The sequence below is a fragment of the Streptomyces sp. NPDC003247 genome (genome assembly GCF_042888135.1).
Lineage (GTDB): Bacteria > Actinomycetota > Actinomycetes > Streptomycetales > Streptomycetaceae > Streptomyces.
Window position 1 is genome coordinate 494,895 of sequence record NZ_JBIAPF010000005.1, and the last position, 20,223, is coordinate 515,117.

Below are 20,223 nucleotides of genomic sequence, written 5' to 3' on the forward strand. Positions count from 1 at the left end.
CCGCCCGGACGGCGGCCCGCCCCCAGGGCGGCGCCGGCGGGTCGCGGCTCAGTAGGGTGTGCGGAATGCGAGAACCAACGGGGGACCTCCGCGAGCTGCGCGGAGACTGCGGGAACTGCTTCGGACTGTGCTGCGTGGCACTGCCGTTCGCCCGCTCGGCGGACTTCGCCATCGACAAGGACGCGGGCACGCCGTGCCCCCACCTCGGGCAGGACCACCGCTGCGGCATCCACGCCCGGCTGCGCCAGGAGGGCTTCACCGGCTGCACGGTCTACGACTGCTTCGGCGCGGGGCAGAAGGTCTCGCAGGTCACCTTCGGCGGCCGGGACCGGCGCACCGCCGACCGGGAGCAGGCCCGCCTCATGGCCGAGGTCTTCCCGGTGGTCCGCCACCTCCACGAACTGCTGTACTACCTCACCGAGGCACTCGCCCTGCCCGCCGCCCGCCCCCTCCACGCCCGGCTGCGCCGCGCGCTCGACGACACCGAACGGCTCACCCGGCGCACCGCCGGGGAACTCGTCGCCCTGGACGTGCCGGCCCACCGCCAGAACGTCAACGCCCTGCTGCTCAGGACCAGCGAACTGGCCCGCGCCGGCCTGCCCGGCCGGAAGAAGGAACGCCGCAACGCCGACCTCATGGGCGCCCGCCTGAAGGGCGCCGACCTGCGCGGGGCGAACCTGCGGGGGGCCTGGCTGACCGCCGCCGACCTCACCGGCGCCGATCTGCGCGGCGCGGACCTCATCGGCGCCGACCTGCGCGACACCGACCTCACGGACGCCGACCTCACCGGCGCGATCTTCCTGACCCAGCCGCAGCTCACCGCGGCCCGGGGGAGTGCGGGGACCCGGCTGCCGCGGTCACTCACCCGCCCCGCGCACTGGACAGCGGGGCCCTGACCCCTCCTCGGCCCCGGCCGGTCCGGCCGGAGCCGCGGGAGCCGTGCGACGCGCCAGGTGCAGCCGCAGACCGTCCGGCATCAGGGTGAGCCGCTCGGTCACCCGCAGCCGGTAGTCCGGGTCGGGGCGCAGGTCGTAGCGGCGCAGCAGCAGGCCGAGCACGAGCGTCGCCTCGTGCAGCGCGAACTGGCGCCCGATGCACGCCCGCGCCCCCGTGCCGAACGGCTTGTAGGTGTGCGGGGGACGGGCGCGGACCGCCCCCGCCTCGAAGCGGTCCGGGTCGAACCGCTCGGCGTCGTCGCCCCACACCTCGGGATCGCGGTGCAGCATCGGCGTCAGCACCAGTGCCCACGCCCCGCGGCGCATCGGATGCTCCCCGGCCAGCACGGTGTCCTCGCGGGCCTCCCGCGCGAACGCGGGCGCCGTCGGCCACAGGCGCAGCGACTCGTCCAGCACCCGGCGGACGTACCGCAACCGGGCGACCTGGTCGTACGCGGGCGCCGCCGCGTCCCCCCACACCCGGTCCACCTCGGCGCGGGCGCGGGCGGCGACGTCCGGGTGATGGGCGAGATAGTGGAGGGCGAAGGAAAGCGCGCCCGAGGTGGTCTCGTGGCCAGCGACCAGGAACGTGATGACCTGGCGCCGCACGTTCTCGGCCGACAGCCGTTCACCGGTGTCGGGGTGGGCGGTCTCCAGCATCCGGTCGAGCAGGTCGCCCTCGCCGCGCCCGCCCGCGCGGCGGGCCCGCACCAGGTCGTCGACGGTCCGGTCGAGGCAGACCCGGTCGGCCTCGTTGCGCCGCGCCGCGCGCCACAACAGCCCGGGCGAGGGAACGGTGTTCAGCCGCTGCGCGTAGCCGAGCGTGCCCACCATGGCGGTCACGAAGGGGTGCGGCCGGGAGCGCTCGAAGGAGCCGAAATCGTGCCCGAAGCCGGTGCGCGCGATGGTCTCCAGGGTCAGCTTGGTCATGTCGCCGGGCACGTCCACCGCCCGCCCCGCGAGCGCCGCGCCGTCCCAGTGCGCGGTCAGCCGCTCCGCCACGTCCAGCATCATCGGGTGGTACGCGCCCATCGCCTCCCGGCTGAACCCGGGAGCGAGCACGTCGTGCGCCAACTGCCAGTTGGGTTCATGGTTGTACGCCGTGAACAGGGCGTCGCCGACCACCGGCCGCAGGTTGGCCACGCCCAGTCCCACGTGCTTGGCGAACCGTGTCTCGTCCGCCAGGTCGGCGGCGAGCCGCGCGCCCCACACGAACACGACCTCCCGCCCGAGGGCGCGGCGCCGGAAGACCGGCCCCAGCCGCCGGGCGTGCCGCAGGGAGTCCTGCAAGGGCGTCCGCAGGCTCGCGCCCAGCACGTCACCGAGGAGCGGGAGCCGGTACGGCGGGTGCGGGATGCGGTGCAGTGCGGGCCACCCGGTCTCGGCGCCGCGGAACCCCCTGGGCAGTCCGCCCCCGGCCCCTTCCCGCCCGGCCGTCGTCCCGGTCCCGGTGCCGGCCGTCGTCTCCGCCATGACGCGATCTCCCTTGATCCAGCGGCAGGTTGAGCGTGTTGTACGTCGGTTCAATAGCGCGGCCCAGTCTCGTCCGGTTGTTGAACCGACGTCAAGTAAGGTGCGGGCATGGCCGCGAACCAGGGGGAGCGCGCACGGCGCCGCCTCAGCACCGCAGAGCGCAGGGAACAGCTCCTCTCGGTCGGGGCGCGGCTGTTCTCGGACAACCCCTACGACGAGGTGTGGATCGAGCAGGTCGCCGAGATCGCCGGGGTCTCCCGGGGGCTGCTGTACCACTACTTCCCGACCAAGCGGGACTTCTTCGCCGCGGTCGTCGAGCGGGAGAGCGAGCGGATGCTGCGCATGACGGCGGCGGTCCCCGGCGTCCCCGTCCGCGAGCAGCTCACCGCCGGGCTGGACGCCTACCTCGAGTACGTCCACGTCCACGCCCACGGCTACCGGGCCTTCCACCGGGCCGACGCGGCCGGCGACCAGGCGGTGCGCCGCGTGTACCGGCGCGCCCTCGCGGCCCAGGAGCGCCAGATCCTCACGGCCCTGGCCGCCGACCCGGAGTTCGGCCCGCTGCTCGGGGAGCGGGCCGACGTCCGGCTGGCGGTGCGCGGCTGGCTGGCGTTCATCACGGCGGTGTGCCTGGAGTGGCTCCGGGGGACGGACGCGGCGCTGTCGCGGGAGCAGGTGCGGGAGCTGTGCGCGCGGGCGCTCCTGGGGGTCGTGTCGCCGGCCGGATGACGCCCGGCGGAGTGTGCCGACGACGTGACGAAGGGCACGGGTGTGGCCCGCACGGTTGGCGTTCCCGCGGATCTTCGATAGGTTAGGCAAGGCTTACCTAAGGAGGTTCTGGGATGGGTGACAGCCACAGCTGGTCCGCCGTGCCCGCCGCGGCCGAGCGAGCCCGGTCGGTGCTCGCCGCCTCGTGGTCGTGCGCGGTGACCGCGGACGGCGGCCGCGAGGAGTTCGTCGGAGCGCACACCGTCGGCGAGGACGGGCGGGTCCACCTGGACGTGCCCGAGGACAGCGCCCTGCTCACGGCGGCGATCTGCGCCCCGCGCGGCGAGCCGTCCGCGGTACTGGAGTTCGCGGACGTCGCGCCCGTCCCGGTCCGCAGCCGCATCCGCGCCCGGCTCTGGCTCGCGGGCTGGTTCGCCCCGGAGGACGGCGGCCTCGCCTTCCACGCCACCCGGGTCGTCCTCAAACAACCCTCCGGAGCGGTCGTCGTCGACCTCGACGAGTTCGCCGCCGCCGCGCCCGACCCGCTGGCCACCGCCGAGGCACACCTGCTCACGCACCTCGCGGACGCCCACCCCGACGCCGTGGAGCGGCTCACCCGGCTCGTCCGGCACGACAGCCTGCACGGTGCCGTCCGCGTCCAGCCGCTCGCCGTCGACCGGCACGGCCTCACGCTGCGCATCGAACGGGCCCGCGCCCACGGCGACGTACGCCTGCCCTTCCACGCGCCCGCCGACGACGTCGGCCAGCTCACCGAGCGCATGCACGTGCTGCTCTCCCAGGCGAGCTCGGCAGCGTGCACGCGTGCCCTACAGCGGCAGCGCACAGACGGCGACGGGTGAGGCGAACGGCTCGCCCGCGCGCCGGAGCTCCCCGGTGGCGGTGTCCACCCGGAAGACGCTGACCGTGCCGGAGCGCTGGTTCGCGGCGAACAGCAGGCTCCCGTCCGGCGAGAGGGCGATCTGCCGGGGGAAGTCCCCGTCCACCGGCACCGTGCCCAGCAGCCGCAGCCGCGCCCCGGCGGCCTCCACGGCGTACCGCGCCAGCGTGTTGTCGCCCCGGTTGGCGAGGTAGGCGTACGCCCCGTCCGGCGTCACGGCGAACTGCGCCGGGTAGTTGGTGCCTGCGGTCGCCCCGGTGGACTGCGGCCCGCCGATCGCCAGCCGGCCGGTGGACGGCTCGTAGGCGCAGACCGCGACCGTGTCGTCCGTCTCGTTGGCCAGGTAGGCGTACCGGCCCCCGGGGTGGAAGGCGAGGTGGCGCGGACCGGCGCCCGGCCGGGTGTGCGCCTGCGCGACCTCGCGGAGCGTGCCGGACCCGTCGTCCAGACGGTAGGTGTGGACCGTGTCGGTGCCGAGGTCGACGGCGAGGACGTGACCGCCGTCCGGCGCGGTGAGGATCTGGTGCGCGTGCGGTCCGTCCTGGCCGGGGCCGGGTTCCGGGCGGTTGTGGACGACCCGGTCGGTGCGCGCGCCGAGCGCCCCCGTGGCGTCGATCGGGTGCACGCTGACGCTGCCCGAGCCGTAGTCGGCGCTCAGCAGCCAGCGCCCGCCCGGATGCACGGACAGATGGCAGGGATGGGCCCCGCCCGTCGACCGGGTGCCCAGCACCTTACGGTCCGACAGGCGTACGGCGGTCACGGCGCCGCCCTCGCGCTCCTGGACCGCGTACAGCGTCCGGCCGTCCGGGTGCACCGCGAGGTACGACGGGTCCTGGACGCCCGTGACCGTGCCCCGGCCGGTGATCCGGCCCGACGCGGGGTCGTACGCGGCGACCCCGATGCCCCGGCCGCCGCCCTCGACGGACGTGTAGGTGCCGAGGTACAGCGGGCGGGGGCCGACAGACCGACGCGAGGCCCCGGGGTCCGCGGCCCCTGACTCGGCGGCTGCGGACTCCGGGGCGCGGGGCGAGGGGGACGACGACTCGGGCGGTGCGGCGCCCGGAGTCTCCCCCTCGCCCCGCGGGACGTCGGAGGCGTCGCGGGCGCAGCCGGTCAGGGAGGCCAGGGCGGTCAGGGAGGCCAGGGCGGCCGGGCCCGCGGCGGCCGCGCCGAACGCTCCGAGCGCTCCGAGCGCTCCGAAGAGGCGGCGCCTGCCCAGGCCGCCGCCCGCCGCTTCCGTCCCACTGCCCATGCTCCGCCCCTCAGGTCGTCGTAGGCCACGGTCGTCCCATCCGGTGACGACCACCCTGGCGTGCCGGGAGCGCCGAGCGCAAAATCCCGGGCCCGCGGCCCGGGACGCCTCTCACCGCATTGCGGGCGGGCGCTGCCGCTCATCTGCCTCGCGGTCGGGTGGCTCCCCACCTGCCTCGCGGGCGGGGTGGCGACCCACCGCCCCGCGGGCGTGGTGGCTCCCTGCCGCCTCGCGGGCGTGGTGGCGACCCACCGCCTCGCGGGCGTGGTGGCGACCCACCGCCTCGCAGCCGGGGTGGCGACCCACCGCCTCGCGGGCGTGGTGGCTCCCTGCCGTCTCGCAGCCGGGGTGGCGACCCACCGCCTCGCAGCCGGGGTGGCGACCCACCGCCTCGCAGCCGGGGTGGCGACCCACCGCCTCGCAGTCGAGGTGGCTCCCCGCCGCCCCGCAGCCGGGGTGGCAACCCACCCCCCCCGGCAGTCGAGGTGGCTCCCCACCCGCCCCGCAGCCGGGGGGGTGGCTCCCCGCCGCCCCGCAGTCGGGCGGCCCCTCGCCGTCCCGCGTGCGAAGGCCGTGTCGTCAGCCGGGGCGGCGGGAGGTTTTCGACCGCTTCCACCGCAGCCGGTCGGGAACGCGCACGTACGTGTGGATCCGCTCCCGCAGCCGGGCCAGCCACGGCAGGCGGCCGTGCTGCTCGCGGGTCGCGCTGTCCAGCTCCTCCAGGAGACGGCGGGTGCGGTGCTCGGTGTCGAGCTCGTCGATCATGCGGTTGACCTCGGTGAGCACCGCGCCGTGCAGCTGCCACTGGCGGGCGTCGTGCTGGAGCCCCTCCAGCAGCAGCTGCGCCAGCTTGTCCCGGGTGGCGGCGGCCTGCCGCAGCTCTGCGGAGAGCCGCTCCTCGGCGGCGTCCGCGTCGTGGCTGACGTGCGTCGTGACCAGCACCGCGAAGCTGACCACGGCGTCGGCGATCTCCGACAGCAGCCGCTCCAGGGTGTTGCCCGTCTCCTCGGGGAACAGCGCCTTCGGCTCGCGTTCCTTGGCGAGGTCGGTGAGGGTGCGGGCGAGCACCCGCAGCACCACGGTGCAGATCTCCAGCGTGTCGAGACCGGTGCGCAGCACCACCCGGTGCAGGACACCCTCGCGCACCCGGGGATTGAGCCGCAGACTGTCCTCGGCCTGCCGCAGGGCCGCGTCCACCTCGACGATGTCATGGTCCAGGCGGCGCGCCTCGTGCAGCCGGGCGGCCGCCTCCACGAACGGCGTGTGCCCGGAGGCCTGGTCGCCGATCCGCAGCATCATCTGCCGCACCCGGCGGGCCAGCCCCTCGATGGACTCGCCGGCCTCCTCCACCCACACCGGGGGCGGCAGCAGCAGGTTGGTGCCGAGCCCGACCACGGCCCCGATCACCGTCTCCAGCACGCGCGCCCAGGCCGTGTTCCCGACCGTGGTGACGCCCAGCACCAGCATGGCGCTGATCGCCACCTCCTGCACGTACTCGTCCACGCGCACCAGGTGGCCGACGGCCAGCGCGGCCACGATCACCAGCGCGAGACTCCACCACGTCAGGCCCACCAGCAGGCTGAACGCGATGGCGACGAGCACCCCCGCGACCACCGCGTTGACCCGCCGCACACTGTTGGTGAGCGTCGCGTACAGGGTGACCTGGACGACGAGCAGCGCGGTCAGCGGCGCGGTGAGCGGGGCGGCCTCGGGACTCAGGTGCAGCGCGATGACGTAGGCGATCGTCGCCGCCGCGGCGGATCGCAACGCCTGCACGACCACGGGTTCTCGGTGCCGCTTGACCAGCCGCACCAGCGGCGCGGCACGTTCTCGTACATCTGCCATTCTTTGGCCAGTTCCCGTTCCTCAGGTGCCTCGAACGTCTCATTCGTCGCCCGGTGAGGGCTCATCGGCGGGAAGTGGCACGACCGCGTGAGCGATTTCGGGCCACCCTCGTCAGGTTGCCGCACCACTCCGGGGAGCACCAGCCGCACCGGGCGGGGACCGTCGGACGGGCCTTGCAGGTCAGACGGGTCAGGCCGGTCGGGCGGGTCAGGCGTCGAGCTTGTCGAGGAAGGCGGACAGGTTGCCGGTGGCCCGGGCGATCTGCTCCGCCAGGGTGAGGCTCTCCTCGAAGCGGCCTCCCGCGTCCGGCTTCTTCCTGCCCCGGACGTACAGCGAACAGGCCAGGTCGGTGCACATGTACAGCCCCACCGAGTTGCCCTCGCGGCCCGCCGTGCCCGCCTTGCGCGCCGTCATCAGCGAGACTCCGCCGCCGGGGTGCGTGGTCAGGCACAACGAGCACATGCTGCGGTGCAGGAAGCCGCGCTGCGAGGACGGGAAGCGCAGGGTCACGCCCACGAGCCCGCCGTTCCGCTCGGTGACGAGATAACTGCGGTCGGGAGCGCCCGGATCTCGCCAGCCGAGGAAGTCCAGGTCGTCCCAGGGGCGCTCGTCGAGGTCGCGCGGCACGGCCAGCCGTTTGGCCTCGCCTTTCGAGCAGTTCACGAACGAGTCGCGGATGTCCTTCTCGGTCAGTGGTCTCATCGGGAACCCCCTGGGGTGCGGTCGCGGTCCGTAAACCTAGGGATGCTAGGCAGATGCCTACAGTAATCGGATCTGCGCAGAGGGGCCAATGGTTTTCTCGGGTGCCGCGGAGGGTGTTCGGTCACGTCCGACCCCTTAGCTCACAGCGTGAACTAAGGGGTGGGTGAAGGTCGCGCCAAGCCCTCTCCGGCGGTATGTTGCAGGTCGGGCAAGGTGTGAAGGAGCCACATGGCAGGGCACAACGGGCGTACGGTACGTGATCTCAGGCGGGCCAACCGTACGGCCGTCCTGCAACGGCTCTACTTCGACGGGCCCCTGAGCCGGTTCGAACTCGGTCCGGCCACCGGCCTGAGCTCCGGCTCCGTCAGCAACGTCGTGGCCGACCTGGTCGCCGACGGGCTGGTGGAGGAGGCCGGCAGCGTGGACTCCGACGGCGGCCGGCCCCGCACGCTCCTGCGCGTCGCCCCCGGCAGCGGCCACATGATCGGCGTCGACATCGGCGAGACCCGCGTGCGGATCGAGCTGTTCGACCTGACCCTCACCGAACTGGCCCGCGCCGAACGCCCCCTGGAGCAGCGGCGGTACGAGGTCGACGGCGTCGTCGGCCACGTCCGCGACGGCGTCGCCGAGGTGCTGGACGCCGCCGGGATCGCGGCCGAGCGGCTCCTGGGCGTCGGCATCGGCGTCCCGGGCATCGTCGAACGCACCCCCGACCGGGGCGCCGTCGTGCACGGCCAGACGATCGGCTGGGACGCCGTCCCCCTGGAGGAACTGCTGCGCGAGGGCTCCCCGCTGCCCGGCACCGTGCCGTACCTCATCGACAACGGGGCCCGGACCCTGGGGCAGGCCGAGATGTGGTTCGGCGGCGGGCGCGGCGCCCGCACCGCCTGCGTCGTCCTCTTCGGCTCCGGCGTCGGCGCCTGCCTCGTCACCCCCGACGTCGAGCACGGCCGGGCCGTCGAGTGGGGGCACCTGACCGTCCGGGTGCGGGGGCGCCGCTGCCGCTGCGGGGCGCTCGGCTGCCTGGAGGCCTACGCGGGCGCCGAGGCGCTGCTGGCACGCTGGCGCGAGGAGGGCGGCCGGCCGCCCGAGGGCGCCGACGAGGAGACCGCGCTGACCGCGCTGCTCGCCGCCGCCTACCCGGCCGACGGCGCCGCCCCCGACCCCGTCGCCCTCGCGGTCCTGGAGGAGACCGCCGAGTACCTGGGCGCGGGGCTCTCCGACCTGATCAACCTCTTCCAGCCGGAGCGCATCCTCGTCGGCGGCTGGGCCGGCCTCCGGCTCGGCACCCGCTTCCTGCCCGCCGTACGCCGGCACGCCACCGCGTACGCGCTGCGCCACCCGGCCGAGAAGGTCACCGTCGAGCTGGGCCGGCTCGGCCCCGACGCGGTCACCGTGGGAGCCGCGATCCTGCCGCTCGCCGACTTCTTCGCGCGGGGCGGCCGACGGCCCGAGCCGCTTCCCGGCGGCCCGCCGCCCGCCTGGCGCACGGCCCTGGCGGAACGCGTCCCGCACTGACGTTTCGCCGCCGGGGCCGGAGGTACTCGCGTGAGCCCTGCCGTACGACCCCGAAGGGAGCTCCCGTGACCGACCACCGTCTCGAAGGACCCGGCGAGAACGGCCCACCGGTCCCGCGCGACCTGCCCGACCAGCAGGCCTCCGAGGGCGAGGACCCCTGGGAGGTCGCTCCCGGCGAGGGCGAGGGGACGGACGAGGAATCCGCCGCCGACGTCCCCGACACGGACGAAGCGGGCACGGGCCGCCAGGGCGCCCCCCGGGCGGCCACCGTCCACCCCGAACACCCGGTCCCGGACGAGCCGACCGGCTGAGCCGGCCCCACCGTCACGTCCCCCGCCTCCGGCCCGCCCGCCGTCTCCCGCCGCTGATCCGGCGCCCGGCGTCCACGTCCTCCCCGTGTACGTGGACGCCGGGCGCCGGATCAGCGCTTGCTGTCCAGGTCCGTTCCAGGCCCGTCAGCCCACCTTCCGTCCGCGCATCGGCTCGGTCGGCGCGCCCGCTCCGGCCCGCATCCCGCGCAGGAACTCCTCCAGGACCTCCGGCGCCGACCGCTCCGGGCGCCAGCCGAGGTCGACGCGGGCGCGGGTGCAGTCCATCAGGGGCAGGCGCAGGACCGCGTCGAAGAGGTGGGGGGAGGCGGGGAGCAGGTGGAGGTTCCAGGCGGCGGCGATCGCCGAACGGGCGGCCGTCCGGGGCAGGCGCACCGGGCGGGCGTCGAACATCTCCCCCAGGAGCCCGGCGTCGACCGGCGGATCGGTGGCCAGGTTGAACGCCCCGCGCACATCGGTGCGCACAGCGAGCCGGTACGCCTCGGCCGCGTCGTCGGTGTGCAGCACCTGCACCCGCAGTCCCGGGACGTCCGGCAGGAAGGGCAGCAGTCCGGGGCGGACGGCCGGCCCGGGCAGGAACCGGCCGCCGAAGATGCGGCGCTGCTCGCTGGCGGACTCCCGCTGGAACAGGAAGCCCGGACGCATCCGCACCACCCGGACGGCCGGATGGTCCCGCTCGAAGGTGTCCAGGGTCCGCTCCAGGTAGGCCTTCTCCCGGCAGTACGCGGCGTCCGGCCACCCGTGGGTCGGCCAGGACTCGTCCACCGGGTGGTCCTTCGGCCCCGGTGAGTACGCGCCCACGGACGAGGCGTGCACGAGCGCGGGCACCCGTGCGGCGGCCACCGCCTCGAAGACCCGGATGCTCCCCAGCACGTTCGTCCGCCAGGTCACCGCCGGATCGTGCGTCGGCTGGAACGCCCACGCCAGGTGCACCACCGCGTCCGCGCCCTCGAACAGGCCGTCCAGTGCGGCCTCCTCCGACGCCAGGTCGACCGCCGACCACCGCGTCTTCGGCGGCGACCAGTCCGGGATCCGCCGGGCCAGCCCCACGATCGACCCGACCTCGGGATCCTCCGCCAGCAGCCGCACCACGCCGGTGCCGACGTTGCCGGTCGCGCCCGTGACCACGACCTTCCTGCCCGACCCGTTGCTCACCGTCCGCTCCTCTCGCCGCGTCCGCGTCGAGCGCCCCGAGTACCCCGGTGCCGCGGGGCGCACGCGGGAGGGAGAACCGGGGAGGCGAGGGGCGTACGCGTACGAGGGACGGTGTTCGCGGAACGGCGGTCGCGGAACGGTCGTCGCGCGACCGTGTTCCGCGACGGTGTTCAGGGCCGGGCGAAGGCGTCCACCCCCGTCAGCTCCGCCGACAGCGTCCACAGCCGGGCGGCCTGCTCCGGGTCCCGTGCCCAGTCCTTGACACCGGAACGCGCGCCGTCCTCCGGGCGGGCGGGCTCGGCGATGTCGCAGTCCTCCAGGTAGACCCCGCCCATCCCGGCCAGCCGGGGCGAGGTCGCCGCCCACACCTGGGTGGCCGCCCCCTGCTGCGGCGACTTGAAGCCCTCGGGGTTCAGCGGGTTGCCGGCCTCGTCGATCCAGCCGTTCGCCACCATCTCCTCCTTCGGCAGGTGCCGCTGGAGAGGGGTGAGGATGCCGCCGGGGTGGAGGGCGAAGGCGCGCACGCCCCGGTCCCGGGCCAGCCGGTCGAGGTGGACGGCGAACAGCACGTTCGCCGTCTTCGCCTGGCCGTACGCCTGCCACTTGTCGTAGCCCCGGCGCCAGTGGACGTCGTCCCAGCGCATGCCGGAGAAGTGGTGGCCGCGCGAGGAGACGGAGACCACGCGGGCGCCGCCGGGCTCGATCGCCGGCCAGAGCCGGTTGACGAGGGCGAAGTGACCGAGGTGGTTCGTGGCGAACTGGGCCTCCCAGCCCGGTCCGACCCGGGTCTCGGGGCAGGCCATGATGCCCGCGTTGTCGATGACGAGGTCGAGACCGCGGCCCGAGGCGAGGAAGCGGTCGGCGAAGGCGCGGACGCTGTCCAGGTCGCCCAGGTCCAGTTCGTCCACCTCGACGCCGTCGACGCCGGCCAGGTTCTCCTCGGCGATGGCCGGGCGGCGGGCGGGGACCACGACCCGGGCGCCGGCCTTCGCCAGCGCCCGGGTGGTCTCCAGACCGAGGCCCGAGTAGCCGCCGGTGACGAGGGCGAGCCGCCCGGTCAGGTCGAGGCCGGCGAGGACGTCGTCGGCGGTGCTCCGGGCGCCGAACCCCGAACCGATCGCGTGCTGTGCGGTGTTCATGGACGGAACGCTACGAATTGGAGCGCTCTCGAAGTCAAGCCCCACGCCGCGGCACCGGCGCGACCGCGAAGAAAGCCCCGACCGGACGGGGGATCACGGTCGGGGCGGCTCGGTGGTGGGTGCGGACGGCGGTCGCCTCTCGGCGAAAGGCTCCACAGGGCTTCAGCCGAACGATCGTCCCTGTGGGCAAAAGGTGAGGCCCGGGGACACTGTCCCGTCCGCACCCACGCGCTGTTCAACGGTGAACCACCGGCGGCTGTTCCCCCCTTCCGCCCGTCTCCGTGGTGATCCGCGTCACACGGCCCGGCTTCCCCGGCGGGCGCCCGGCAGGACCTCGACCCAGAGGTTCTCCGCCTGGAGCAGCAGCGTCGCGAGGACGGCCGTGTGCGCCGCGCCCTGCCCGGCGTGGTCGCGCAGACTGTCCAGCAGCCGGTCCCGCAGCTCCTCCATCTCCCGCTCCTTCTCCCGTTCCGTCTCCGGTTCCGTCTCCGTCTCCGGTTCCGTCCCCGCCCGGCCGCCGTCGGCCGGACGCCCGCCGATGCCCACGCGCAGGAACCGCTCGCCCTCGGCCTCGGAGGCGTCGCCGATCAGGTGCAGCAGCCGGGCGTAGACCCGCAGGGCCGCCGCCTCCGGCGGGGCGGGCGTACGGTCGTCGTCGGCGGCGACCGCGAGGGTGCGGGTGAGGGCCGCGACATGGCCCGCCACCCGGCCCCAGCGGGCGTCCTCCGACTCCGGTGGCACGTCGAGCGGCACCCGGTGCAGCGCGCGCAGCGGCCCGGTGGTCAGCCGCAGGCTCTCCCGGCTCCAGCCCCGTGCCGACCGCAGCCCCTCGTGCCGCCGCTCCAGCCGGTCGGCGGCGCGCGACCAGTCGGCGGCCGTCGCCGCGTCCCAGTCGCCGTCCGCCAGCCCGGCGGCGACCGCGTGCAGCGTCCCGCCCGCCTCCCGGGCCAGCGCCGCGAGGTTCTCCCGTACGTCCCGCAGGTGCACGGGCGGCAGCACGAGCGCGTTCACGGCCACGCCGATCACCGCGCCGAGCGCCGCCTGCCCCACCCGGTGCCCCACCGCCGGCACCGACACCGCGCCCGACGCCAGGGTGAACACCGCCGTGGTCGCCGCGTAGACGCCCTGGTCGCCGAAGCGGGGCCAGTGCGCCAGCAGCGTCAGCGGCGGCACGCACAGGGCGAGCGCGCCCAGGGTGTCCCCGGTCAGCGCCTGCGCCGCCGACGCGAGCAGCGTGCCCGCGCAGATCGCCGTCCACTGCTGGGCGGCCTGCCGCAGCGAGCCGTACACCGTGGTCCGTACCAGCACCAGCGCCACCCAGGGCGCCATCAGGGCCATCGGATCGCTCAGCCAGTCGCTCGCCACGAACCAGGCCAGCACCGCCGCCAGCGTCGCCTTGAGCGACTGCACGACCAGGTCGCGCTCGCGTCCGGGGCCGTCCCGGGCCGCCCGCGCCGCACGGCCGACGGCACCCGCCTCCCGTCGCAGCGTCCCGGCCCAGCGGGCCCCGGTTCCTTCCGTCCTGCTCGTCTCGGCCGGGTCGCTCATGCCAGGGGGCTGCCTCCCAGGGACGCCAGCAGGTCGGCCGGGTCGGCGTAGACCGCCTGCGCGCCCGCCTCCTCCAGGTCGGCGCGCGGGATGCCGCCGCACAGGACGCCCACGCAGCGCACGCCGGCCCGGCGGCCGGCCCGCATGTCCCAGACGGTGTCGCCGACCAGGACGGCCCGCTCGGCGGGCACCCCGGCCAGCTCCAGGGCGTGCTCGACGGGCTCCGGCGCCGGCTTGCCCTGCTCTACGTCGTCCGCACTGGCCGTGGCCGTGATCGCCTCGTCGGCGTCGAGGGCGCGCCGCAGCGCCGACAGCTCCGCCCCGCTCGCCGAGGTGGCGAGCACGACCGTCCAGCCGTCGCCGTGCAGCCGCTTCAGCAGCGGTCCGGCGTCGCGCAGGGCGGGCAGGCGGTCGAAGTACTGGCCGTAGAGGGCCTTGTGGGCGGCGCTCAGCCCGGCGTCCTCGTCACGGTCGCGGTCCTCGCCCAGCAGGTGGGCGATCAGGTCGGCGGACCCGAGGCCGATCGCCCGGTGCACGGCGTGCATCGGCACCCGGTGGCCGGCCTGGCGCAGCGCCTCCCACCAGGTCACGACGTGCAGGTGATTGGTGTCGACGAGGGTGCCGTCGACGTCGAAGACGGCGGCGCGTTCCATCCGTGGTCCTTTCTCTCGCGGGCGCCCGGGTCCGGGGACGTACGAGGAGCCCCGGACCGTCGGGAAAACCCGCCCGGGCGTCGGCGTCCGGCACCGGGGCGTACGTCCGGGCGTTGCCGTCCCCCGTGCCGGGTCGGCCGGCCGTCGGGACGCCGGCCGGGTGAGCCGGCCGCCGGGACGCCCGTACGCTCGGGTGCTCCCCGCACCTGACGGGGGCCGGGGCCCGGGTACCACGTCAGGCGCCGGCCACGCCCGCCGGAATCCGGCCCTCCCGCGTCCAGGCCAGCAGGTCCGTCACCGGCCAGGTGGTGACCACCCGCTCGGCGGGCACGGCGCACTCCTCGGCGCGTTCGCAGCCGAGGATCTGCCAGTCCAGCTGGCCGGGCGCGTGCGCGTCGGTGTCGACGGAGAAGAGGACGCCCGCCTCGACGGCCCGGCGCAGCAGCCGCCGGGGCGGGTCGAGCCGCTCGGGCCGGCTGTTGATCTCCACGGCGGTGCCCGACTCCGCGCACGCCGCGAACACCTCGTCGGCGTCGAACTGCGACTCCGGCCGCCCGCGCCCGGTCACCAGCCGCCCGGTGCAGTGACCGAGCACGTCGGCGTGCGGATCGCGGACGGCCCGCACCATGCGGCGGGTCATCGCCCGGGAGTCCATGCGCAGCTTGGAGTGGACGGACACCACCACGACGTCGAGCCGTTCCAGCAGCTCCGGCTCCTGGTCGAGGGAGCCGTCGTCGAGGATGTCGCACTCGATGCCGGTCAGCAGCCGGAACGGCGCCCAGGCCGCGTTCAGCTCCGCCACCACCTCCAGCTGGCGGCGCAGCCGGTCCGGGGAGAGTCCGCGGGCCACCGTCAGACGCGGCGAGTGGTCGGTGAGCGCCGCCCACTCGTGGCCGAGCGCGGCCGCCGTGCGGCCCATCTCCTCGATCGGGCTGCCGCCGTCGGACCAGTCGGAGTGCACATGGCAGTCGCCGCGCAGCAGCGCCCGCAGCCGCCCGCCGCCGTCCGTGGGCGGCTGCCCTGCCTCGCCCTCCAGCTTCTCCAGGTAGGCCGGGACGCCCCCGGCGAGCGCTTCACGCGCCACCTGGGCCGTCTTCGGGCCGACGCCCTTGAGCGACTCCAGCGTGCCCTTGGCCGCCCGCTCCTCGACCTCCGCCGCCGGCAGCCGCCCCAGCACCCGGGCCGCGGTACGGAAGGCGCGCACCCGGTACGTCGGCGCCAGCGACCGCTCCAGCAGGAAGGCGATCCGCTCCAGGGCTTCGACGGGATCCATCGCCACCTCCTCGCTCGCTCCAGAGTTCCCCAGCGCGGCGCGACCCGCACGGCGGGGCGACGATCCGCCCGGCGCCCGGTGGCTCTCCCGGTCCTGCGCCTGGCGTCCCACCCGGTCCTGCGCCTGGCGTCCCACCCGGTCCTGCGCCCGGCGTCCCACCCGGTCCTGCGCCGGGCGCCCCACCCGGTCCTGCGTCCGGTGGCTCTCCCGGCGGGCAGTCCCGACGGTTCGCCCCAGGGTTCGTCCCGCGGTCCGCCCGGGGTCCGCCCGGCATCTCGTCGGACGGTTTGTCCGCCGTGCACCGGGGTACTGCGACGTCCCACCGCCCTCGCCCGTCACGAGGAGGCCCATCGTGTCCCCGATGTCCTCGATGTCCGTCCCCGCCGCCCGCAGCCCCGAGGTGGCCCTGGTCACGGGTGCCGACTCCGGCATCGGCCGCGCCACCGCCGTACGCCTCGCCGAGGCCGGGATGGACATCGGCATCACCTGGCACACCGACGAGAAGGGCGCCGAGGAGACCGCCGAGGAGGTCCGCGCGCACGGCCGGCGGGCCGCCGTCGCGCACCTGGACCTCACCCGGCTGCCCGCCGCCGCCGACACCGTCGACGAGCTCTGCGACCGGCTGGGCCGCCTCGACGTGCTGGTCAACAACGCGGGTACGGGCACCATGACGCCGTTCCTCGACCTGGAGCCGGACGACGTGCGCCGGGTGCTGGACGTCGACCTGTTCGGCCCGTTCCTGTGCGGGCAGAAGGCGGCGCGGCACATGATCCGGCAGGGCGACGGGGGGCGGATCGTCAACGTCACCTCCGTGCACGAGCACCAGCCGCGCGTCGGCGCCGCGCCGTACTGCGCGGCCAAGGGCGGTCTCGGCCTGCTCACCCAGGTCATGGCACTGGAACTCGCCGAGTACGGGATCACCGTCAACGCCGTGGCGCCCGGCGAGATCGCCACGCCCATGACCGGGCAGGAGGACACCGACGTACGGACCGTCGACCGCCCCGGCATCCCGCTGGGCCGGCCCGGCGACGCCCGTGAGGTCGCCGCGGTGATCGCCTTCCTGGCCGGGCCGGACGCCTCGTACGTCACCGGCGCCTCCTGGAGCGTCGACGGCGGCATGCTGCGGATGGGCCCGCAGGCCGGCTCGCACCTCACCGACGACGGCTGGCGCCGTCCTTGAGCCCGATGAGGAGGCTGCGGACGAGCTCCTGGGACCGGCCCGGCTTCTCCCGGGTCCGCTCCGGCCGGGGCTTCCGCTACCGGGACCAGCACGGCGAGCCGCTCACCGACCCCGGGCAGCTCGCCCGGATCCGGGCCCTGACCATTCCGCCCGCCTGGCGCGACGTGTGGATCTGTCCCTGGCCCAACGGCCACCTCCAGGCCGTCGGGACCGACGACGCCGGTCGCCGCCAGTACCTCTACCACGAGCTCTTCCGCGCCCAGCAGGAGCAGTGCAAGCACGAGCACGTCCGCGAGGTCGCCCGCGCCCTGCCCGGCCTGCGCGCCCGGATCTCCACCGACCTCACCGCGCGCGGCCTGGGCCGGGCCCGTGTCACCGCGTGCGCGGTACGCCTGCTGGACCTCGGCTTCTTCCGCATCGGCAGCGACCGGCACACCGAGGTGAGCGAGACGTACGGCCTGACGACCATGCTCCGCGAGCACGTCACCTGCGGCCGCGGTGAACTCGCGTTCCACTTCCCGGCCAAGGGCGGCACCGAGACGGTCCGCGCGCTGGTGGACGACCAGGCCCACGCCGTGGTGCGCGCCCAGCTGCGGCGGCGGCGCGGCGGGGAACGGCTGCTGGTCTACCGGGAGGGCGGTGTCTGGCACGACCTGCACGGCGGCGACCTCAACGAGGCCCTGCGGCGGCTGGCCGGCACCGACATCACCGCCAAGGACTTCCGCACCTGGCACGCCACCGTACTGGCCGCGGTCGCCCTCTCCGTCACCACGGAGGAGGCCCGCGCCACCGCCGCCGCCCGCCGCCGGCAGGCCGGCCGGGCGGCCCGCGAGGTCAGCCGCTATCTGGGCAACACCCCCGCGGTGTGCCGGAGCTCCTACATCGACCCCCGCGTGTTCGAGCTGTTCGAGCGGGGACGCACCATCGCCCCCGTGCTCACCCGGCTCGGGGAGCACGGGAACTTCGGGCGCCCCGCCACCCAGGGCGCGGTGGAGGCGGCGGTGCTGGAACTGCTCGACGGCGAGGGGACGGCGGGCGGACGGTGAACGGACGATGAGCGGACGATGAGCGGACGATGAGCGGCGCCGACGGAACGGGACGAACCGGGAGATTCGTAACCGGCGGTTGCGTTCTACGCTCTATGACATGACCGAAATCGCGAGCCCTTACATCTCCCACCCGCGGATCACGGTGCTCGGGGTGCAGCCGGGCACGTCGCCTTTCCGTATCGTGGAAATCGACGGCGAAGTCGTCGGCGAGGCGCGGGACGTCACCGACGTCCTCCAGGCAGCCGCCTCCTTCGGTATCACGGTCCACGACCTCGACGACCCCGACGTGGTGCGCTGGGTGGGCGGCGACCGGTACACCTGGCGCCCCCGCCGCTAGGCCCTGTCGCCGGGTACCGGTCGCCTCCGCGCCGGGCCGCGCGGGCGCAGTCGCGCCCACGCCCCGCCCGCGACCGTTCGCGTCGTCACGCCTTCACGCCCGTCACGCCCGTCGTGCGCGCGCGTGGACCGCGCGGCTCATCCGGCGGCCGACGATCAGGTAGCCGATCAGCGCTCCCGCCGTGTTGAGGATGACGTCGTCGATGTCGAAGGCGCGCCCGGTCACCAGCGCCCCCTGGGCGAACTCCACCAGCAGCATCACGGACGCCGTCAGCAGCAGGACGCCCAGCACCCCGCGGGCCCGCGGCGCGACCACCGGCACCAGGACCCCGAACGGTACGCCCAGCAGGACGTTGCCGCCGATCTGCTTGACGGCGTCCCGCAGTTCGGGCTGGCCGAGGTAGGCCTGGAGCGAGCGGCCCGGCCGTAGGTTGGAGTGGACCAGCGCCTCGGAGGCGGGGGACGGCTCCAGGGTCAGCCGGGCCAGTACGACGGCGAATCCCACCATGAACGCGAAGGCCAGCAGCATCGCCAGCGCCCGCAGCGGGAACGGCAGCGGCCGGCGCCCGGTCCGCGGCCGGCGTGCGTCCTTCTCCGGCGGTGCCGGAGGCGCGGCGGACGCGGGTTCCTCCGGCCCGGCCGTGCGCGGGCCGAAGACGCGTGCGCGCAGGGCGGCGGTACGCGGACGCAGGTCTGCACGGGCCATGCTGTCCTCCAGTTCTCAACTTCCCCGAGTAGTAGGGCGGTTACCCGCGAACGATCGGAGGATGCGGCCGGGGGAGCGGCGCGCCCGGTCAGGTGCCGTAGGTCACGCGCACCTCCTCGAAGCCGAGGGAGCGCAGCAGACCCTGGAGCATGCGCGTGGTGTTGGACTCGGCGCGCGCGGTCAGTTCGCTGTCCTTCGCCGCGTCGCCGATGTGCCGGACGGCGAGCTTCTGCACCGCCTGCTCTCCGTTGGGGTTGTCCGAGAAGAGGTCGCCGATGCGGTCGAGGAGGCCGCGCTGCTTGGAGACCGCGTAGGAGCGGTCGGGATCCAGCGCCGGGGTGCCGAGCCGCGCGTGCGGCAGCCTGAGGGTGGCCGACGTGCGGTCCTCGTCGACCGTCACGTCCTTCTCGCCGACCTGACCGAGGTCGACGTAGGCGTCGACGGTGCCCGCCCCCACGTACAGGGTGCGGGTGCCGCGCAGGGCGTCGGGGAGGTATTTGGCGTCCTTCTCCAGGTCCACGACGACCTGGAAGTTGCCGGAGGCGGCGTCGTAGCGGCTCATGTCCTGGATGGACTCGAGCAGCGCCGGGCCCGAACGGTCACGGGTCTCGGTGCCGAAGACGTCGCGCAGGCCCGGCAGCAGGCTCAGCCGGATCCCGGCGAACAGCACGACGAGCACCAGCACGACGGCGGTGAGCACCTTGGCCCACCCGGGCAGGCGCCGGGGGAGGCGCTTGATGGAAGTCGTCATGTCGACGGTCCTCCTTCCTGCTGACCGGATTCCCGCCGAACCCGGTCACAGACCGCCTTGTTGACGACCTGTGACACGGCACCGCCGGAGCGCGGTCACCACGAGCCGGAGGCGGCCTCGGCCTGGGCCAGGGCCGCGTCCAGCGTCGGGGCGGGCGGCAGCAGGCGGGACAGTCCGGTGGCGCGCAGGACGCGCAGCGCCAGCGGGTGGGTGCAGACGAGGTGGACGTGGCCGCCGTGCGCCAGGACCCGGCCCCGGGCCCGGTAGAGCAGGCGCAGTCCGGAGCAGTCGAAGAAGTCGATGGCGCCGAGGTCGAGCACGATCCGCGGGGAGGGGCCCGCCGTGACGTGGTCGAGGTGCGGGGCGATCTCCGCCGCCGCGACGATGTCGATCTCGCCGTGGAACTCCAGCACCGTGTACCCGCGCTCCTGGTGGACGCGCAGGTACGGGGTGTCCGCGGCGGCTCCCTGCTGCACGACGACATCGCCTCCAACCCGCTCCACCGGTCGGGAGCCTCCAACGGCGGGGCGGCGCAAGCCAGTTCCCCGCCCCAGCAAGTTACCCCCGATGGAGTGAATTCCAGCATGTTCGATTGACATATGTCTTCGAATTGAAGTCGTGTCTCGATCGAGTTTTTTCGCATCGTGAGCGAAGGGGGTGCGTGCTCGCCCTGGCCGGCGGCGGCAGCCCGCCCGCCCCGCACGGCGGCGGGGCGGGCGGGCTGCGGTGGGGTGCGGTGGGGTGCTGGTGCGGGCGTCCGCAGGGCCTCGGCG

General features: G+C 75.0%; 20 protein-coding genes. 8 read left to right on the forward strand and 12 right to left on the reverse strand.

Translation table 11 applies throughout. The annotated features are described in order from the left end of the window. Nucleotides 1–65 precede the first annotated feature (65 nt). Nucleotides 66–896 carry a pentapeptide repeat-containing protein gene (locus tag ACFYWQ_RS19800; RefSeq protein ID WP_389518109.1) on the forward strand — a complete coding sequence of 277 codons (831 nt, stop codon included), beginning with the start codon at nt 66–68 and terminating at the stop codon, nt 894–896. Here ACFYWQ_RS19800 and ACFYWQ_RS19805 read toward each other — a convergent pair. Beyond that, the gene (locus ACFYWQ_RS19805) at nt 858–2,408 is read right to left on the reverse strand and encodes a cytochrome P450 (RefSeq protein WP_389518110.1); all 1,551 of its coding nucleotides are present in this window, start codon (nt 2,406–2,408) and stop codon (nt 858–860) included. The genes ACFYWQ_RS19800 and ACFYWQ_RS19805 overlap by 39 nt on opposite strands. Nucleotides 2,409–2,516: 108 nt before the next feature. Between ACFYWQ_RS19805 and ACFYWQ_RS19810 the strand changes: the two genes are divergently transcribed. Further along, nucleotides 2,517–3,137 (forward strand): TetR/AcrR family transcriptional regulator, encoded by a 621-nt coding sequence (locus ACFYWQ_RS19810; RefSeq protein WP_389518111.1) that lies wholly within the window; start codon nt 2,517–2,519, stop codon nt 3,135–3,137. 113 nt (nt 3,138–3,250) lie between these two features. Further along, complete coding sequence (locus tag ACFYWQ_RS19815) at nt 3,251–3,976, forward strand: DUF2470 domain-containing protein (RefSeq protein ID WP_389518112.1); 726 nt, start codon at nt 3,251–3,253, stop codon at nt 3,974–3,976. Here ACFYWQ_RS19815 and ACFYWQ_RS19820 read toward each other — a convergent pair. The 3 genes from ACFYWQ_RS19820 to ACFYWQ_RS19830 form a co-directional block, all read right to left on the reverse strand. Beyond that, entirely contained in the window at nt 3,944–5,266 is a 1,323-nt protein-coding gene (locus tag ACFYWQ_RS19820) for a lactonase family protein (protein WP_389518113.1), read from the reverse strand. The genes ACFYWQ_RS19815 and ACFYWQ_RS19820 overlap by 33 nt on opposite strands. Nucleotides 5,267–5,845: 579 nt before the next feature. After that, the gene (locus ACFYWQ_RS19825) at nt 5,846–7,111 is read right to left on the reverse strand and encodes an aromatic acid exporter family protein (RefSeq protein ID WP_389518114.1); all 1,266 of its coding nucleotides are present in this window, start codon (nt 7,109–7,111) and stop codon (nt 5,846–5,848) included. 207 nt (nt 7,112–7,318) lie between these two features. Further along, nucleotides 7,319–7,813 carry an FBP domain-containing protein gene (locus ACFYWQ_RS19830; protein WP_389518115.1) on the reverse strand — a complete coding sequence of 165 codons (495 nt, stop codon included), beginning with the start codon at nt 7,811–7,813 and terminating at the stop codon, nt 7,319–7,321. A gap of 228 nt (nt 7,814–8,041) precedes the next feature. Between ACFYWQ_RS19830 and ACFYWQ_RS19835 the strand changes: the two genes are divergently transcribed. Beyond that, nucleotides 8,042–9,331: an ROK family protein gene (locus tag ACFYWQ_RS19835; RefSeq protein WP_389518116.1), complete on the forward strand. Its 1,290-nt coding sequence runs from the start codon at nt 8,042–8,044 to the stop codon at nt 9,329–9,331. A gap of 65 nt (nt 9,332–9,396) precedes the next feature. Next, entirely contained in the window at nt 9,397–9,642 is a 246-nt protein-coding gene (locus ACFYWQ_RS19840; RefSeq protein ID WP_389518117.1) for a hypothetical protein, read from the forward strand. 144 nt (nt 9,643–9,786) lie between these two features. Here the strand turns inward: ACFYWQ_RS19840 and ACFYWQ_RS19845 are convergent, their stop codons facing one another. From ACFYWQ_RS19845 to ACFYWQ_RS19865, 5 genes are all read right to left on the reverse strand, one after another. Further along, nucleotides 9,787–10,815: an SDR family oxidoreductase gene (locus ACFYWQ_RS19845; RefSeq protein ID WP_389518118.1), complete on the reverse strand. Its 1,029-nt coding sequence runs from the start codon at nt 10,813–10,815 to the stop codon at nt 9,787–9,789. Between the two features lie 170 nt (nt 10,816–10,985). Then, on the reverse strand, nt 10,986–11,954 hold the full coding sequence (locus ACFYWQ_RS19850; RefSeq protein WP_389518119.1) for an SDR family NAD(P)-dependent oxidoreductase: 969 nt from the start codon (nt 11,952–11,954) through the stop codon (nt 10,986–10,988). A gap of 294 nt (nt 11,955–12,248) precedes the next feature. Beyond that, the gene (locus ACFYWQ_RS19855) at nt 12,249–13,502 is read right to left on the reverse strand and encodes an aromatic acid exporter family protein (RefSeq protein WP_389518120.1); all 1,254 of its coding nucleotides are present in this window, start codon (nt 13,500–13,502) and stop codon (nt 12,249–12,251) included. Further along, the gene (locus ACFYWQ_RS19860) at nt 13,499–14,155 is read right to left on the reverse strand and encodes an HAD family hydrolase (RefSeq protein WP_389518121.1); all 657 of its coding nucleotides are present in this window, start codon (nt 14,153–14,155) and stop codon (nt 13,499–13,501) included. The genes ACFYWQ_RS19855 and ACFYWQ_RS19860 overlap by 4 nt, the downstream gene beginning before the upstream one ends. Before the next feature lie 235 nt (nt 14,156–14,390). Continuing rightward, a complete protein-coding gene (locus tag ACFYWQ_RS19865) occupies nt 14,391–15,428 on the reverse strand; it encodes a PHP domain-containing protein (protein WP_389518122.1) in 1,038 nt (345 codons plus the stop codon). A gap of 370 nt (nt 15,429–15,798) precedes the next feature. Here ACFYWQ_RS19865 and ACFYWQ_RS19870 point away from each other — a divergent pair, with 370 nt between their 5' ends. The 3 genes from ACFYWQ_RS19870 (at nt 15,799) to ACFYWQ_RS19880 (ending at nt 17,994) form a co-directional block, all read left to right on the forward strand. Next, entirely contained in the window at nt 15,799–16,608 is an 810-nt protein-coding gene (locus ACFYWQ_RS19870; protein WP_389518333.1) for an SDR family oxidoreductase, read from the forward strand. Between the two features lie 5 nt (nt 16,609–16,613). Continuing rightward, nucleotides 16,614–17,654 carry a DNA topoisomerase IB gene (locus tag ACFYWQ_RS19875; RefSeq protein WP_389518123.1) on the forward strand — a complete coding sequence of 347 codons (1,041 nt, stop codon included), beginning with the start codon at nt 16,614–16,616 and terminating at the stop codon, nt 17,652–17,654. Between the two features lie 100 nt (nt 17,655–17,754). Continuing rightward, nucleotides 17,755–17,994: a hypothetical protein gene (locus ACFYWQ_RS19880; protein WP_389518124.1), complete on the forward strand. Its 240-nt coding sequence runs from the start codon at nt 17,755–17,757 to the stop codon at nt 17,992–17,994. A gap of 102 nt (nt 17,995–18,096) precedes the next feature. Here the strand turns inward: ACFYWQ_RS19880 and ACFYWQ_RS19885 are convergent, their stop codons facing one another. From ACFYWQ_RS19885 to ACFYWQ_RS19895, 3 genes are all read right to left on the reverse strand, one after another. Then, nucleotides 18,097–18,699 (reverse strand): VanZ family protein, encoded by a 603-nt coding sequence (locus ACFYWQ_RS19885; protein ID WP_389518125.1) that lies wholly within the window; start codon nt 18,697–18,699, stop codon nt 18,097–18,099. A gap of 88 nt (nt 18,700–18,787) precedes the next feature. Beyond that, complete coding sequence (locus ACFYWQ_RS19890; RefSeq protein ID WP_389518126.1) at nt 18,788–19,450, reverse strand: DUF4230 domain-containing protein; 663 nt, start codon at nt 19,448–19,450, stop codon at nt 18,788–18,790. A 95-nt stretch (nt 19,451–19,545) separates the two neighbouring features. After that, nucleotides 19,546–19,953 carry an anti-sigma factor antagonist gene (locus ACFYWQ_RS19895; RefSeq protein ID WP_389518127.1) on the reverse strand — a complete coding sequence of 136 codons (408 nt, stop codon included), beginning with the start codon at nt 19,951–19,953 and terminating at the stop codon, nt 19,546–19,548. Nucleotides 19,954–20,223 lie beyond the last annotated feature (270 nt).

Coding starts and splice junctions, on each gene's coding strand:
- ACFYWQ_RS19800 (WP_389518109.1), top strand. CDS start 66: ATGCGAGAACCAACGGGGGACCTCCGCGAGCTGCGCGGAGACTGCGGG.
- ACFYWQ_RS19805 (WP_389518110.1), bottom strand. CDS start 2,408: ATGGCGGAGACGACGGCCGGCACCGGGACCGGGACGACGGCCGGGCGG.
- ACFYWQ_RS19810 (WP_389518111.1), top strand. CDS start 2,517: ATGGCCGCGAACCAGGGGGAGCGCGCACGGCGCCGCCTCAGCACCGCA.
- ACFYWQ_RS19815 (WP_389518112.1), top strand. CDS start 3,251: ATGGGTGACAGCCACAGCTGGTCCGCCGTGCCCGCCGCGGCCGAGCGA.
- ACFYWQ_RS19820 (WP_389518113.1), bottom strand. CDS start 5,266: ATGGGCAGTGGGACGGAAGCGGCGGGCGGCGGCCTGGGCAGGCGCCGC.
- ACFYWQ_RS19825 (WP_389518114.1), bottom strand. CDS start 7,111: ATGGCAGATGTACGAGAACGTGCCGCGCCGCTGGTGCGGCTGGTCAAG.
- ACFYWQ_RS19830 (WP_389518115.1), bottom strand. CDS start 7,813: ATGAGACCACTGACCGAGAAGGACATCCGCGACTCGTTCGTGAACTGC.
- ACFYWQ_RS19835 (WP_389518116.1), top strand. CDS start 8,042: ATGGCAGGGCACAACGGGCGTACGGTACGTGATCTCAGGCGGGCCAAC.
- ACFYWQ_RS19850 (WP_389518119.1), bottom strand. CDS start 11,954: ATGAACACCGCACAGCACGCGATCGGTTCGGGGTTCGGCGCCCGGAGC.
- ACFYWQ_RS19855 (WP_389518120.1), bottom strand. CDS start 13,502: ATGAGCGACCCGGCCGAGACGAGCAGGACGGAAGGAACCGGGGCCCGC.
- ACFYWQ_RS19860 (WP_389518121.1), bottom strand. CDS start 14,155: ATGGAACGCGCCGCCGTCTTCGACGTCGACGGCACCCTCGTCGACACC.
- ACFYWQ_RS19865 (WP_389518122.1), bottom strand. CDS start 15,428: ATGGATCCCGTCGAAGCCCTGGAGCGGATCGCCTTCCTGCTGGAGCGG.
- ACFYWQ_RS19870 (WP_389518333.1), top strand. CDS start 15,799: ATGTCCGTCCCCGCCGCCCGCAGCCCCGAGGTGGCCCTGGTCACGGGT.
- ACFYWQ_RS19875 (WP_389518123.1), top strand. CDS start 16,614: ATGAGGAGGCTGCGGACGAGCTCCTGGGACCGGCCCGGCTTCTCCCGG.
- ACFYWQ_RS19880 (WP_389518124.1), top strand. CDS start 17,755: ATGACCGAAATCGCGAGCCCTTACATCTCCCACCCGCGGATCACGGTG.
- ACFYWQ_RS19885 (WP_389518125.1), bottom strand. CDS start 18,699: ATGGCCCGTGCAGACCTGCGTCCGCGTACCGCCGCCCTGCGCGCACGC.
- ACFYWQ_RS19890 (WP_389518126.1), bottom strand. CDS start 19,450: ATGACGACTTCCATCAAGCGCCTCCCCCGGCGCCTGCCCGGGTGGGCC.